Source organism: Phaeodactylibacter luteus (genome assembly GCF_007993045.1).
In the GTDB taxonomy this organism is placed as follows: domain Bacteria; phylum Bacteroidota; class Bacteroidia; order Chitinophagales; family Saprospiraceae; genus Phaeodactylibacter; species Phaeodactylibacter luteus.
Genome location: NZ_VOOR01000012.1, coordinates 56076 through 70604, shown reverse-complemented (window position 1 = coordinate 70604; position 14529 = coordinate 56076). Strand labels below are relative to the sequence as shown.

The 14529-nt window shown below is 53.7% G+C and carries 11 protein-coding genes; 4 read left to right on the top strand and 7 right to left on the bottom strand.

Features of this window, described 5'->3' with window-relative positions:
* The first annotated feature begins 61 nt into the window (after positions 1–61).
* From FRY97_RS07590 to FRY97_RS07575, 4 genes are all read left to right on the top strand, one after another.
* Positions 62–2605 carry a T9SS type A sorting domain-containing protein gene (locus FRY97_RS07590; RefSeq protein WP_147166845.1) on the top strand — a complete coding sequence of 848 codons (2544 nt, stop codon included), beginning with the start codon at positions 62–64 and terminating at the stop codon, positions 2603–2605.
* Positions 2606–2662: 57 nt separating this feature from the next.
* Complete coding sequence (locus tag FRY97_RS07585; protein WP_147166844.1) at positions 2663–3436, top strand: glycosyltransferase family 2 protein; 774 nt, start codon at positions 2663–2665, stop codon at positions 3434–3436.
* The gene (locus FRY97_RS07580; RefSeq protein ID WP_147166843.1) at positions 3433–4263 is read left to right on the top strand and encodes a glycosyltransferase family 2 protein; all 831 of its coding nucleotides are present in this window, start codon (positions 3433–3435) and stop codon (positions 4261–4263) included. Before FRY97_RS07585 ends, FRY97_RS07580 begins: the two co-directional genes overlap by 4 nt.
* A gap of 255 nt (positions 4264–4518) precedes the next feature.
* Positions 4519–5049: a hypothetical protein gene (locus FRY97_RS07575; RefSeq protein ID WP_147166842.1), complete on the top strand. Its 531-nt coding sequence runs from the start codon at positions 4519–4521 to the stop codon at positions 5047–5049.
* Positions 5050–5154: 105 nt separating this feature from the next.
* On the opposite strand, the gene atpG is transcribed toward FRY97_RS07575, so the two are convergent.
* From atpG to FRY97_RS07540, 7 genes are all read right to left on the bottom strand, one after another.
* On the bottom strand, positions 5155–6054 hold the full coding sequence (atpG, locus tag FRY97_RS07570) for an ATP synthase F1 subunit gamma (RefSeq protein WP_147166841.1): 900 nt from the start codon (positions 6052–6054) through the stop codon (positions 5155–5157).
* Positions 6055–6195: 141 nt separating this feature from the next.
* Positions 6196–7800, bottom strand: coding sequence for a F0F1 ATP synthase subunit alpha (atpA, locus tag FRY97_RS07565; protein WP_147166840.1), 1605 nt, complete (start codon positions 7798–7800; stop codon positions 6196–6198).
* Between the two features lie 61 nt (positions 7801–7861).
* On the bottom strand, positions 7862–8428 hold the full coding sequence (gene atpH / locus FRY97_RS07560) for an ATP synthase F1 subunit delta (protein WP_147166839.1): 567 nt from the start codon (positions 8426–8428) through the stop codon (positions 7862–7864).
* Between the two features lie 91 nt (positions 8429–8519).
* On the bottom strand, positions 8520–9041 hold the full coding sequence (gene atpF / locus FRY97_RS07555) for a F0F1 ATP synthase subunit B (RefSeq protein WP_147166838.1): 522 nt from the start codon (positions 9039–9041) through the stop codon (positions 8520–8522).
* 121 nt (positions 9042–9162) lie between these two features.
* A complete protein-coding gene (atpE, locus tag FRY97_RS07550; protein WP_147166837.1) occupies positions 9163–9354 on the bottom strand; it encodes an ATP synthase F0 subunit C in 192 nt (63 codons plus the stop codon).
* A gap of 46 nt (positions 9355–9400) precedes the next feature.
* Positions 9401–10675, bottom strand: coding sequence for a F0F1 ATP synthase subunit A (gene atpB, locus FRY97_RS07545; RefSeq protein WP_246141625.1), 1275 nt, complete (start codon positions 10673–10675; stop codon positions 9401–9403).
* 627 nt (positions 10676–11302) lie between these two features.
* Positions 11303–13906, bottom strand: coding sequence for a transglycosylase domain-containing protein (locus FRY97_RS07540; protein WP_147166836.1), 2604 nt, complete (start codon positions 13904–13906; stop codon positions 11303–11305).
* Between the last annotated feature and the right edge of the window lie 623 nt (positions 13907–14529).

Here is a 14529-nt window from a genome sequence, read left to right as displayed (position 1 = left end):
ATGAAGGATTAGCCAGATTGGGGTATATTGTAGGCCTCATCAACTTACAATCTGCCTCATTATGAAAAAGCGCTTACTTTGGCTACTGCTGCCGGCTATCGCCTTACCCTTGCTTTTTAACCTTTACAACGATACCCCATCCGATGGCAGGCCTGCCCCTACCCAAATCCGGGAAGGGGAAGAAGAGGGCAAAAGCGACGCCCGGGAAGCTTGGATAGAAGCCATGCACCGGAGTGCACCGGGCACCGATTGGAAAAGCCTAGAGTACCAAAACCAAATGGCACGGCAACGAGGGCAGCTGGAAACGCGCAATGATTGTAGTGAAGGCACAGTAGCAGAAGGCTGGCTTTCCGGCAGCTGGGCCGAGCGCGGCAGCAACAATCAGGCTGGCAGTGTATTTGACATCGCCTATGACCCTACTACCGATGAGCTTTGGCTGCTCTCAGCAGGCGGCTCTCTTTTCCAAGGCGATCTTGATGGCTCATCTTGGGCACCGGTCAATCAGGCCCTGCGGTTCAACCAAGGTATGCTGGAGTTCATAGATGGGCCGGAAGGAAGGCGGATGCTTGCCTTTGCTGGCCGCATCCCTCATTATTCTGATGACGACGGGCATACTTGGACGCCCGCAACGGGCATTGCACACGCTGACAGCTGGGGCACGAGCTATTCACCAAAGCTCGTGAGCGGAGAAAACCAAGCCGTATTTGTCCTTGCCAAGCCTGATTACTGGACGGCCCTCAAGCTGTACCGCTCTGATCAAGATGGGGAAAATTACGAGCCTATACACACCTTTTCCACTCATGAAACTGGGCGCCTGGCTTTGTCCCGGCCCCATCATACCGAAAGCCTGTGGGCAGCAGAAAAGACAGAGCAGGGCAGTGCTCAGCTTTTTCAGGTAGATACCGGCACTGGCGAGCTAACTCCTGCCGGACAAGCGGGAGCGCTCAACTTTGGGAGCGCACGTGCTAACCTCCAAGGGTATGCTATAGGGGACAGCCTCATCCTTTATGCTTATGCTAAGCCCGCCGATGCCGGGTGGCAAGTGCTGCGCTCTACTGACGGGGGCTCCGAATGGGAAGTAAGGGGCGAGCTCCCGGCAAGCCCTTGGGAGGTTGGCTTGTTCATCAGCCCAGAAAACCCAGACCACCTCTATATGGGCGAAGTAGAGGCACACCGCAGCCTCGACGGTGGTGCCACTTGGGCTAAAATCAACGATTGGTGGGCTTACTACGATGATGTGGCCAATACCCTTCATGCCGATATCATGCGGTTCAGCGCTTTCCGCAAAGCGGACAGTACGGCATTTACCTTGGTGAGCAACCACGGGGGGCTTTCTGTTTCCTATGACAACCTCGAAACGGTCCAAAATATAGGCCTGGCGGGGCTGAATGTAAGCCAATACTACAGTGTGCGCACAGACCCGACCAACAGCCGCTATGTCTATGCAGGCTCTCAAGACCAAGGGTTCCAACGCTCGCGCGACTTTGATGAGCCGGGCATACCCAATTTCAACCAGGTCATTTCTGGCGACTATGGGCATATTGTATTCTCCAATGAGGGCGAAGAGCTGTGGACCGTTTACCCCGGTGGATGGGTCACTTACTACCGGGTGCCTAAGACTGGCAACCTGACTGCCTCGTGGGAGGTGATCTCAGCAGATGAATCTGTCTGGCTCCCCCCTTTGCTGAGCAGCCCCTTCCCTGCAGACAACGCCGTGTACCTTGCTGGCGGCAATGCGGATGGAGGGCCAGGCTCTTACTTGATCCGGCTAGAGCCCACAGGCCAGGAAATACAGGCTTCACAATCTGATTTCGACTTCAAGTCTGCCTCTGTGGGGGGAGAGCTGACCGCTCTAGCTGCTTCTAGCCTAGATTACAACTACTGGTATACGGCCACTTCTAACGGCCGCTTCTTCTACTCTGCAGACGGAGGGTTTACCTGGGAACAGAGCCTCAACTTTTTGCCGGAAGGCCACTACCTCTATGGCCAAGCTATTCATGCCTCTACAACGCAGGAAGGCATGGTCCTTCTTGGCGGCAGCGGCTATTCCAATCCGGCGGTATACCGGAGCGATGACCACGGTGCCAATTTTACGCCCATGTCTGCTGGACTGCCGCCCACAATGGTCTTCGGCTTGGCTGCCACACCAGATGAGCAGTACTTCTTCGCAGCTACCGAAGCCGGGCCTTATGTCTACCCAGTGGAAGCCGGGCAGTGGTTTTATATGGGGGGCGACTGTGCGCCTGCGCAGACTTACTGGTCTGTGGAGTACGTGGAAGCGGATCAGACCGTACGCTTTGGCACCTACGGACGGGGGATATGGGATTTCCAGCTCGACCCGGAGGTGAGTGTAGCCGCTGTACCAGCCCCCCCTGCTTTCCGCTTTGGGCCCAACCCTGCACAAGAATGGGTAGATGTCCAACTGCCGGAAGGGCAATGGGACATCACCCTCACAGGGCAGAACGGACAGATCGTACAAGTGTGGAAGCAGCAAAGCCGTACTGCAAGGTTGAGCCTGCCTGCTGTGCCGGGCGGCCTATACGCCCTACAGATCCAAAATGAATCAGGGCAGATGCGCGTGCAGAAGCTCGTCATCGCACAATAGCCTCAAATGCTGGAAAAAGGCTAGTTTTGCAGGCCTAAACCGACAACAATTAAGCCTTTGGAACCTGTAAAAATATCTGCAACGGTGCTCACGCTCAACGAAGCGCACAATATCCGTGATTGTGTGGAGAGCCTTCGCCCTGTAGCAGATGAAATCCTAGTCGTAGATTCCTTCAGTACGGATGGCACGGAAGCCATCTGCCGTGAGCTGGGCGTACGTTTCCTTCAGCATGCTTTCGAGGGTTTTATAGAACAACGGAGGTATGCAGCAGAAATGGCAGCCCACGATATCATCTTGGCTGTAGAAGCCGACGAACGGGTGACGCCGGAGCTCGCGCACGCTATACTAGAAGCCAAAGGCAATTGGTCGGCTAATGGGTACACCTTTAACCGGCTGAACAATTACGGCGGGAAATGGCTCCGATATGCCTGGTACCCCGACCGCAAGCTCCGTCTTTGGGACCGCAGGCGGGGCGAGGTCAAAGGGGCTAACCCTCATGACCAAATTGTAGTAGAAGGGGAGCCAAGGCAGCTCCGGGGCGACCTTTTGCACTACGCTTATGTACATATTGGAGAACATGCGGCCCAAGCTGCAAAATTCTCCCGTACAGCTGCTCTTGCTAAGTTTAAGGCCCGCCCGGAAAAACGGGCAGGCTTTTGGCCCAAGGTTGTGCTCAACCCCTGCTTCACCTTCATCAAACTTTATGTGCTGAAAAGAGGTTTTCTGGATGGCAAGCATGGGCTGATTTACTGCGCCCTGGCTGCATACATCAACTTTTTGAAGTATGCCCAGCTCTGGGAGCTGCAAAAAAAGCGCTCCTCTAACCAATGAACACCATGGCACTCCGGTTTTCTGTCATTATTTCTACTTACAATCAGCCCGAATGGCTGCACAAGGTGCTGTGCGGGTACGAGCATCAGACTTACCCCCACTTTGAGATCCTTGTAGCGGACGATGGGTCTGGCCCAGAAACGAAGGCAGTAGTTGAAGCCCACCAAAGCCGTGGAAAAAACCGGATACGCCACGTCTGGCATGAGGACAATGGCTTCCAAAAAACAGCGATCCTAAATAAGGCAACAGTAGCCGCAGCTTTCGAATACCTACTGTTTACCGATGGGGATTGTATCCCCCGTGCCGACTTTTTGGCGACGCACGCTCATTTTGCAAAGCCGGGCTACTTCCTTTCCGGAGGGTACTGCAAATTGCCCATGCAGCTGAGCAAAGCCATTACTGAAGAAGATATTGCCGCACAACGGTGCTTTTCCCCTTCCTGGCTTAAGGAAAGGGGGCTGAAAAACCGTTCTGCACTGCGCAAGCTGCGAGCTAAAGGCTGGAAGGCCGCTCTGCTGGACTGGGCTACGCCTACCAATGCCTCCTTCAATGGATGCAATACTTCTGTGTGGAAAGCGGATGTGATGGCGGTCAACGGGGCTGACGAGCGCATGCAGTACGGGGGGGAAGACCGGGAATTGGGCGAACGCCTGTTCAACTATGGCATCCAAAGCCGGCAAATCCGGCACAGGGCAGTTTTAGCACACTTAGACCACGCTCGGGGGTATGCCACTCAAGAAAGTATAGACCGCAACGAAGCCATACGTAAGGAAACCCGCAAAAACCGGACGGTGCGCACTGCCTATGGCATTGAGCCTGCCCGATAGATATACAAGCTACAGCGGGCTTATTGTTCAGTATACACTAAACTAATAGCCCTTTTCGTTATAATCAGGATCGGCCACAATGGCTATATCAGGGGCATAGCCGCTAATTCGGCAAAGCAGGTCCAGCTAGGCCGGAAAACTACCTGATTCTACCTTTCAATTGCCACTGTGCCCTAACTTTGCCACCGCCAAGAGATGCCGGCAGATCATCATCTCTTATCCGCTCATACTTTTTTAACAACTCAGTAGCACTACATGAAAATCGTCCATTTTTTGACCGCAGTATTCCTGCTCGGGCTCACAGCCTGCAGCAGCACGGACAGCGGTAAAGTACAGTCCGAATTGCAAAAGATCTACTCCGCTATCTCTGATGAAGATTACGCCACCGCCAATCAGCTGCTAGTCGCAGACAACGCTATAAAGGAATACCCCCTCCCCAACGACGGCAACCAAAAGTCCCTCTATGGGCAGGTAATGGTGATAGAAACCCAACCGATGGCCAACGACGCAGAGCTCGTCCTCTACCAGATTTCGGTACACGAAAAAAACCGCCGGATCTACAACCGCCTTGATTCAGAAGGCTATAAGGCCCTGGAAAAATCAGGCAAGGTGCGCTCTGTCAATAAAGAGGAGGGCGTTATTGTATATGCGGAACGTAAAGTGGCCATGCGGCTCAAAGATGGGGGCAAGCCCAAATACATCATCAACCCTACCCCGGAAAGTATCGAGCTGCACTTCAAAAACAGTCAGCAGGAGGTCAGGCAGTTGCTCGCAAAGTATCAATAACCCAGGGTATAGCCCCTAAAACAAAAATCCCCCGGAGGAGCCCTACAGCTTCCCGGGGGATTTTTATATCGTAATAAACTAGATTGCCTTTGCCTGTAGCTTACGTTAGCTATTTTCAAGGGCGGCCGCACCACCAACGATCTCCAAGATTTCATTGGTAATCGCTTCCTGACGGGCTTTGTTGTAAGAAATACGCAAGTCGCGGAGCAGCTCTTGGGCATTTTCCGTGGCCTTGTCCATGGCTGTCATACGAGCGCCGTGCTCAGAAGCATGGGTATCAAGAAGGTATTTCTGGAATTGTGTCTGCAAGATAGTAGGCACAAGATAGTTGAGCAGCTCTTCCTTTCCTGGCTCGAAGATATAGTCAGCAACAAACTCTTCTGTAGCGCCCCCCTCTTCCTTTTCCATCTTAGGGACCGGCAGGAACTGATCGACGATGGCAAACTGCGTGGCGGCATTTTTAAATTTGCCGTAAGCCACCTCTACGCGGTCGAAATCGTGCTGCTCAAAAGCACGGATCAGCATCTTAGGCACTTTGGAAACGTTGTCAAAAGACAAGTTATCGAACAGCGCGATGTGGTCAGTGATGATATCGAGGTTCGCATAGCGCTTTTTGAAGTACTCGTAGCCTTTTTTGCCGATAGGCAGAAGGGTCAGTGTACCAGCGGCAAGCTGCTCTGCGTACTTGGTTTCGATAGCTTGAGCAGCAGCCTTAGAGATATTGGAGTTAAAGGCGCCGCAAAGCCCCCGGTTAGAGGTCACGATCACGATGCACACGCGCTTAGCATCCCGCTCTTCGCCCAGGCTGGTAGCCGCATCCCCCTCCAGGTTGGAAAGGATATTGCGAAGCACCTGGTTGAGCTTGTCTGCATAAGGGCGCATTTGCAGAATCGCGTCCTGCGCACGGCGCAGTTTAGCTGCCGAAACCATTTTCATGGCTTTGGTAATCTGCTGCGTATTCTGAACGGACTTGATCCGGTCCCTTACCTCTTTTAAGTTTGCCATCAGGATTGTTATTAGGACAGATGCCTGTTGATTGCGTAATCTTTATCGGCAGCCTGAGCTGCTTGGGAAGTGGGCCCGGTAACTGTAGGGCAGCTACCGGGCCAGCTATTATTGCAAGCGCATAAAATGCGCTGACGGTCGTTAAGCTTTATACTGAGCAGACAGTTCTTTGGCCAAGGCTTCTACCTGATCGGTAGCTTCTTTGTCGAGCTTGCCAGCTTTGAACGTCTGCAGTACCTGTGGGTGCTGCTTCTCGAGGGTAGTAAGGAACAGTTCTTCGAACTCCTTCACTTTCTCTACAGGCACATCGCGCAACAAGCCTTTGGTGCCCAAGTAGATGATAGCAACCTGCTTCTCTACAGAAACGGGCGAGTACTGCGGCTGCTTCAGGATTTCCACGTTCCGCTTGCCTTTTTCCAAGACTGCAGTTGTAGCAGCGTCAAGGTCAGAACCGAACTTAGAGAAGGCTTCCAGCTCCCGGTACTGAGCCTGATCGAGCTTCAGTGTACCCGATACTTTTTTCATAGACTTGATCTGAGCAGCCCCCCCTACCCGTGATACGGAGATACCTACGTTGATCGCGGGGCGCACGCCAGCATTGAAGAGGTTGGACTCCAGGAAAATCTGCCCGTCCGTAATAGAAATTACGTTGGTTGGGATATAAGCGGAAACGTCGCCTGCCTGAGTCTCGATGATAGGGAGCGCTGTGAGCGAACCACCACCTTTTACGAGCGGCTTGCCATCTTTGCCTTTGGCATTCGCCAAAGACTCGGGCAGGTCGTTCATATTGCGTGCGATATCGTCATTGCTGATGATTTTCGCAGCGCGCTCCAGCAAACGTGAGTGCAGGTAGAATACATCGCCAGGGTAAGCCTCGCGGCCTGGAGGGCGGCGCAGCAGGAGGGAAACCTCGCGGTAGGCTACTGCCTGCTTAGAGAGGTCATCATAAATAATGAGGGCTGGGCGGCCTGTGTCGCGGAAATACTCCCCAATAGCAGCACCTGCGAATGGCGCGTAAAACTGCAGCGGGGCCGGGTCAGCAGCAGAAGCGGATACGATTACGGTGTAATCCATTGCTCCGTTCTCCTCGAGCGTCTTGGCTACATTAGCCACCGTAGAGGCTTTCTGGCCAGAAGCGACGTAGATACAGAAAACAGGCTCGCCGCGGTCGTAAAATTCGCGCTGATTGATGATGGTATCAATTGCGATAGCCGTCTTACCGGTCTGACGGTCGCCGATGATCAGCTCCCGCTGTCCACGGCCGATGGGGATCATTGCGTCGATAGACTTGATGCCCGTCTGTAGCGGCTCGTTTACCGGCTGACGGTAGATAACGCCAGGCGCTTTGCGCTCAAGTGGCATTTCATAGGTAGTACCTACAATCTCGCCCTTGCCATCGATAGGCTCGCCCAGGGCGTTTACTACACGGCCTACAAAGCCTTCGCCTACTTTAATGGAGGCGATACGGCTTGTCCGGTGTACACGGCTGCCTTCGCGGATGCCGTCGCCGGAGCCCATGAGTACAACACCTACGTTGTCTTCTTCCAGGTTAAGGACGATAGCTTGCGTACCATTTTCAAACTCGACAAGCTCACCGGCCTGTGCCTGTGTCAAACCATACACACGCGCAATACCGTCACCGACTTGAAGTACCGTTCCGTACTCTTCCAGCTCCGTAGCAGAACTGAAGCCGGAAAGCTGTTGCTTGAGTATTGCGGAGATTTCATCAGGTTTTACATCAACCATATCTGACAAATTTTATCACTGCGCGGTGCAGCGGGTTCTCTAGTTTTACGTTTCAAAAAGACTATTGGGAGACCTTAGAAATATAAAGGTTCCCCTTGAATTGACGCTTGAGGCCTTCCAGCTTGGACTGAATGCTCGCGTCGTATATTTTATCTTCCACCTCAAGTACGAAGCCTCCGATCAGGTCTTGATTGACCTCGGCTGAGATTTCGACAGCCCCTGTTGCGATACCGCTATTTTGGAGTTTCTCCTCGATAGCTTTTAGGGCCGCGCTGCTCATCGGTGCTGCGGTTGTCACCCGAACGGTGGCGATATTGTTCAACTTTTTGTACTGTGCCAGGTATTCGCCTACGATTTCCGGCATATAGCTTTCCCGGGCCTTGGTAGCGAGGATGTTGAGGAACGCCAAGGTGAGCTCGTTGAACTTGCCCTCAAACAGCACTTTGAAGATTTGCTTCTTCTTATCTGTGCTGATGACCGGGCTCTTCAGCAGCAGGTAGAGGTCGCGGTTCGCTAACAGCGTTTTGAAGCTGCGCATATCTTCCGTGACCGCATCAATCCTGCCTTGCTCTTTGGCCAAATCCAGCAGAGACTTGGCATATCGGGAAGCTACTCTTTGTACAGACATAACTTAGTTCTAATGTTGGCTGCCCGCTGAGCGGGCATGTGCTAAAAGATGGAAGCTGCCCGGTAAAGGCAGCAGGAGCCCTACCGGAGGGCTAGTTCATTTCGATCTCTTTCACGAGGTCGTCGACAAGTTTCTCCTGAGCACCTTTGTTGTCCAGCTGATTGCGGAGCACCTTCTCAGCAATTTCGATGGCCAGCACGCCCACCTGATTTTTCAGGTCAGTCATAGCTGCCAGGCGCTGATTCTCGATATCCTGCTTGGCGTTGGTCACAATTTTGCGTGCTTCGTTCTCTGCTTTTTCTTTAGCTTCCTTAACGATAGCATCTTTAGTCTCCTTAGCTTCCTTCAGGATTTTGGCCCGCTCTTCCTGAGTCTGACGCATCAGCTCTTCGTTCTTGGTGTGCAGGGCTGCCATCTCATCGCGTGCTTTCTTGGCTTCATCCAATGCGCTCTGAATGTCGTTTTCACGTTTCTTCAGTGCACTTTGGATAGGCCCGAAAGCCATACGGCCCAGCAAAACCCAGACCAGGAGGAAAATCAGCGTAGTCCAGAATATCAGGCCCGGATCGGGCTTGATGACGGAGAAGTCGGCCAGGAACAATACGTTAGACATGGTATCGCAAATTATTTAGATGGTAAATCGTTGTTTGAAAACTCACTTGCTGAGGTAAGAGCGGGCAGACAGCCAACCGCTGCTGCTACCGCTCTTTACTCTTCTTGGTTTGGCGCAGCAATTAGCCCAAAAGGCCAACTACGATGGCAAACAGGGCAGCACCTTCCACGAGGGCTGCAACCAGAATCATGTTGCTTCGGATATCACCTGCAGCTTCTGGCTGACGTGCGATAGCGTCCATCGCGCGGCTACCAATCAAACCGATTCCGATACCTGCACCGAGTGCTGCGAGACCAGCTCCAATAGGACCCATAATCTAAAAATTTATAGGAGTGAGTAATTAAAAATCTAACTTATGCTTAGTGCGCGTGCGCTTCATCGTGGTGATGCTCTTCTACTGCTGCCCCGATGTAGGAGGCCGACAAAATAGCAAACACAAACGCCTGAAGCAGCGCAACCAACAATTCGATCAAGTTCATAAAGGCGGTGAACAGCCCGCCTACTACTGCACCGGCTGCAGCGCCCCCTGTATTCGTACCGTTCTCTCCAAAGAGGAAAATCAAGCCGATGAGCGAGAGGATGATGATGTGGCCCGCAGAGATATTGGCGAACAAACGTACCATCAATGAAAAGGGACGGATAAAGAGGCCGAGGATCTCAACCGGTGTAAGGATGATCTTCACCCAGCCCGGAATGCCTGGCATCCAAAAAATGTGCTGCCAGTAATCCTTCTTGCCATTAAAGTTCACTACAAAGAAGGTGAACACCGCAAGGGTAAGGGTCACTGCAATATTGCCCGTCACGTTAGCGCTGCCGGGAAAGAATGGGATAAGGCCCATAAGGTTGCAGAACATGATGAAGAAGAACAGCGTCATGATGAATGGCTGGAAACGCTCGTAGTGCTTTTCGCCTATCATGGGGCGGGAGACTTCATCGCGGATGAATACAAAGAAGACCTCGAAGAAAGACTGTATGCCAGAGGGTGCCTTGCCTTCGTTCTTCTTGTAGCCACGCGCTACTGCATTGAAGATAAAAATGAGCAGCAGCGCTGCCAGGATCATCGTGAAGACATTCTTGGTAATGGAAAAGTCGTAGAAGGAAGTGATGCCGCCTCCCATCATTCCGCCGTCGAGGGTGCTAGGCGCATCCAATGCATAATCTTTCCCTTCGTAAGTGGCGAAGTAGGCATCTGTAGTATCCCCTTCTGCTGTCACCACCATTTTGTGGGCGATGTGGCTGATGTGTACTTCCCCTTTCGGGAAACTTGCATCGGCTACCCGGTTGATGCGGCCGTGGTTCAGTACATACCCGTCAACTGCAGTATGGCCGTGCTCAAACATAGAAGAGAGGCCTGTCGTCCAGCCGTGCTCCGGTGCATAGAGGATGACCGGCAGTGGGATGTGCACGCCTTTCCAAACGTGGAACTCGTTGGCGTCAGCAATGTGGTGCATCACAGTCCCTACGGGATCGTACTCGCCTTCGTCCCCATGCGCTTCATGCGAGTTGTGATCATCATGGCTTTCCGCTCCGGAAGCCACTTCGGTACTGTGATCATCGTGTTGCGCTACAGCCGGGGCAGCAGCCATTGTAAGGGCCAGCGCTAAGACAAGAACGAAAAGTTGTCGGATATCCACTTTCACCACTTCTGTGCTTTAGTTTCGGAAGGCGAAAACCCCGCCAGTCCGGGTCTTTGATAAATCGGCACAAAAGTAAGGTACTTTGCCCAAATAATAAGAAGATACTCTCCCTTTTTTTAAGATTGACTGAAGTAGGCAAGGATTGAAAAACAGGCAGTTACGCTTTGGGGCAGGCAAATTTCGTAGGGCAGAATTGCATAGTTCCAGCTTCAAAGCGTTTTTTGTTCGCTATAATTGGTGAAATCCGGAATTTTTATTCCACCTTTTTTTCGTTGACTTGTACTACCTGGCAAAAATAAAACACTGCTGTGGCCTAAGGCTTTAAAAAACATCTGATTGCCAGATTGCTATTGTTGTTTTTCTGGGCGGAGAGGAGGCTTTCAAAAAGGGCTGCTGCTAATGATTGGGGGCGTCAACCAAACTGCAGGAGGCTTTTGCTCCAGGATGGCACAGGCCTAGCGCTGCGGAGGGGTGGCCGAAGGCCAGACCCGACGCCTGTAGGGCGAGGGGCCGAGCGGACAGCGAGCCCCGCAGCATAGCGGCACCTGCCATTGGGCAGGGGCAGGCCCCTCAATCGGCTCCAAAGTGGGCAGGGCTGCAAACCTTAGGTGCACCAGCCTGTCATTAGTTGCCCCCTTCTTTGCGGTCGAAGTAACGGTAACCGGTGGTGGGGGGCTCTTCCTGCTCCGTGCCCTCCTCTGCTTTGTCTTTGTTAAACAGCAGCTTGCTCCAGAAAGCTTTGCGTTTTTCCTTCCGCCCTTCCCGCGCTTCGAGCTGCTCCTGATAAGCCCTTACCCGGCCCAGGTAATCTTCATCGCTCTCTCCAGCTCTGCGGGGCGGCACCTGCACGATCCGCCCCTGCGCATCGCGGTAAGGCTGTTCCAGCAGACGCCCCAACAGGCTCCGGTTGTCTTCAAAATAATAGTAGCCATCCTCGTACGCTGCCAAAACCGGCATCTCATCCAGGTAAGGCGGGCACTGCATCAATGCCGCAATGCTGTCGGCCGGCTCAGAGAAACGGGCATACCGGATCTCTTTGAAGCTTTTGTCCCGGTATACCCGCCGCATGAAGTTGCCGAATATCGGCAAGGCAGTGGATGAGCCCTGCCCACGATATAGGGTACGGAAGTGGACCTGTGGCAGCTCTGCACCTACCCATGCCCCTGCTACCAGCTTGGGGTTGAAGCCCATGAACCAGCCATCTGACTGTTGCTGGGTGGTGCCTGTTTTCCCTGCTACTTCATTGTACAGCCCATACTCGTACCGGAGCTTCCTGGCTGTGCCGCTATCGACCACCTGCTCCAGCATTTTGATCATCATGTCAGCCTGGCCCTCAGGCAGCACAACTGGGAAACGCCGGGGCTCCGGGCGGCCCATCTCCAGTAGCACTTCCCCATCTGCCGTGGCAATCCGGTCTAGGTAATGCAGCTCTGGCCGCCGCCCCCGGTTCGCAAAGGTGCCATACACCTTTACCATGTCAAACAGGGAAGCTTCTACCGCACCTAATGAAATAGAGGGCACGGCCGGGATAGCAGAGCTGACGCCCATTGCCCGGGCCATCTGCCGGACAGAGTCGATGCCCGTGCGCATCATGATCTCTACGGTAACCGTATTGACCGAATTGCTCAGCGCACCGGCCATGGAGTAGACCCCTTCGTACGCTCCATCCGCATTACGGGGCGACCAGTTGTCATAACTTGCGTAGGAAACCTGCCGGTTGGGGGTGTATTCGCAGGGCAACATCCCGCTCTGCAAGGCTGTTGCAAATACAATCGGCTTGAAGGTAGACCCGACCTGACGGCGGGCAAAAATGTGGTCATATTGGAAATACTTGTGGCTCACGCCGCCCACCCAGGCTTTCACCAAGCCCGTGGAAGGGTCGGCAGCGAGGAAGCCTGCATTGAGGATGGTCAGGTAGTACTTGATGGAGTCCAGCGGGCTCATTTCCCGTTCTTCTTCCCCTCCCTCCCAGCTGAACACCGTCATCGGCACTGGCTTGCTGAACACTGCTGCTATCTCCTCTTGTGACTTGCCAGCCGCTGCCAGCCGCTGATAGCGCTCCGAGGCTTCCACGGCGCGCTGCAATACTTCGTTCCGCCCCCATGGCACGCCTTTTTTCCAGTCTTCATAAAACCGGGCCTGTACTTTGGCCATCTCCTCGCTCACCGCCTCCTCTGCATACTGCTGGAGCTTAGCGTCAAGCGTCGTATAGATCTTGAGCCCGTCTGTATACAGGTTGTAAGCGGTCCCATCCGGCTTGGTTTTCCCCTCTAGCAGGCGCTCCACTTCGTGCCGGAGGTGCTCCCGGAAATACGTGGCCAGCCCCTGATTGTGCCCTTCCCTCACATAGCGGGTCTCCAAGGGCAGCCCGGCCAGGGAATCCTTGACAGCTGCCTCCAGATAACCATAGCGCACCATTTGCCCCAACACAATATTGCGGCGCTTCACCGCCCGCTCAGGGTGGCGCACCGGGTTGTAGTAGGTCGTGGCTTTGAGCATGCCTACCAGTACCGCCCCTTCCTCTATCGTCAGGTCTTTGGGCGATTTATTGAAAAAACGCTGCGCGGCAACCTTTACCCCAAAGATGCTTTCGCCAAAGGATACGGTGTTGAGATAGAGCCGGAGCAGTTCTTCCTTGGCGTAGGTTTTCTCCAGCCGGCGGGCGATGATCATCTCCCGCATCTTGTTGACCACCATAGAGAGCATACGGTAAGACTGCCGCGGATAGAGGTTTTTCGCCAGCTGCTGACTTAGCGTACTGCCCCCTCCAGAAGACTCGTCCATGAGCAAAACCGACTTCACCAACACCCGCCCTGCAGCCCGGAGGTCGATACCGCTGTGCTCAAAGAAACGGGCATCCTCTGTAGCAACCAGTGCATTGATCAGCTCAGGGGATATTTCCTCAAAGTCGGCGTTGACACGGTTTTCTATGTAGTAACGGCCGAGCAGAACCCCATCTGCCGCGTAAACTTCAGAAGCATTGTGATTGCGGATAGCCCGGAGCTCAGGGTAGCCTGGCAAGGGGCCTAACACCTGGGTGTACACCAGCAGGGCGATGCCCAGAACGGCCGTTGCGCCTAAGGCAAAGACACTGCCTGCGCCCATTAGGGCGAGCTTCCACTTGGGGTGGCTGCGGTAAAAGCTGAGGGCCTTAGCCCGGAAGCGGCCAGCTTGGGCGCTGCCCCATTTCCTTACGGCCTTGCTCCATTCTTCTATCATCGCTCTCATTCGGAGTTTTTTTACTGCTACAGCCTGAGCGCTTAAGCGGAGGGGTTAAGCACCTGTTCTTGGCCCGGCTAAAATTACCATTTGACAGCGCCCGGCATCTGCGGCCACTTCCTCTGGCCCACCATTTTTGCGATAGCTCAATAGCCGCTAGCCAACAGAGGTGTATCACGACCGCTAAGCAGGGCGCCCTATGTTCTTGAAGCCCTACCTCTTTGCACGGAAGCACAAACGGCTTCATCCGCCTTTTCAACACCCTGGGGCACTAGGGGGGCATAAGCTTGGTTTTCGATGTGCCATACAACGCCTTCTATGCCGTTTTTATTTTGACAACCTCACCCGCCCAGTCAAAGTTAATCAATTTGTTTCAAACAAAAGCAAAACAGCCGCTGCCTGCACAATTTGCAAACAGCGGCTGCCCGCTCTAAGCGATCTGTGCCCTCTTTCTATCAAGAGGGCGGAATGCGCTATTTATGGTCATTGCGGGGGCAAAAAAGGCACTTTCCTGCCCACCCTATGGCTTTTCCAGGGGCGCCAACCCGATTGCCGTTTTTTTTCGGGGGCCTGCCCCTGCCGCAAGGGCAGGTGCCGCTATGCTCCGGGGCTCGCTGCCCGCTCGGCCCTAT

Excerpts from the sequence above, each read along its gene's own strand:
- FRY97_RS07590 (WP_147166845.1), top strand. The coding sequence starts at position 62 with ATGAAAAAGCGCTTACTTTGGCTACTGCTGCCGGCTATCGCCTTACCC.
- FRY97_RS07580 (WP_147166843.1), top strand. The coding sequence starts at position 3,433 with ATGAACACCATGGCACTCCGGTTTTCTGTCATTATTTCTACTTACAAT.
- FRY97_RS07575 (WP_147166842.1), top strand. The coding sequence starts at position 4,519 with ATGAAAATCGTCCATTTTTTGACCGCAGTATTCCTGCTCGGGCTCACA.
- atpG (WP_147166841.1), bottom strand. The coding sequence starts at position 6,054 with ATGGCAAACTTAAAAGAGGTAAGGGACCGGATCAAGTCCGTTCAGAAT.
- atpA (WP_147166840.1), bottom strand. The coding sequence starts at position 7,800 with ATGGTTGATGTAAAACCTGATGAAATCTCCGCAATACTCAAGCAACAG.
- atpH (WP_147166839.1), bottom strand. The coding sequence starts at position 8,428 with ATGTCTGTACAAAGAGTAGCTTCCCGATATGCCAAGTCTCTGCTGGAT.
- atpF (WP_147166838.1), bottom strand. The coding sequence starts at position 9,041 with ATGTCTAACGTATTGTTCCTGGCCGACTTCTCCGTCATCAAGCCCGAT.
- atpE (WP_147166837.1), bottom strand. The coding sequence starts at position 9,354 with ATGGGTCCTATTGGAGCTGGTCTCGCAGCACTCGGTGCAGGTATCGGA.
- FRY97_RS07540 (WP_147166836.1), bottom strand. The coding sequence starts at position 13,906 with ATGAGAGCGATGATAGAAGAATGGAGCAAGGCCGTAAGGAAATGGGGC.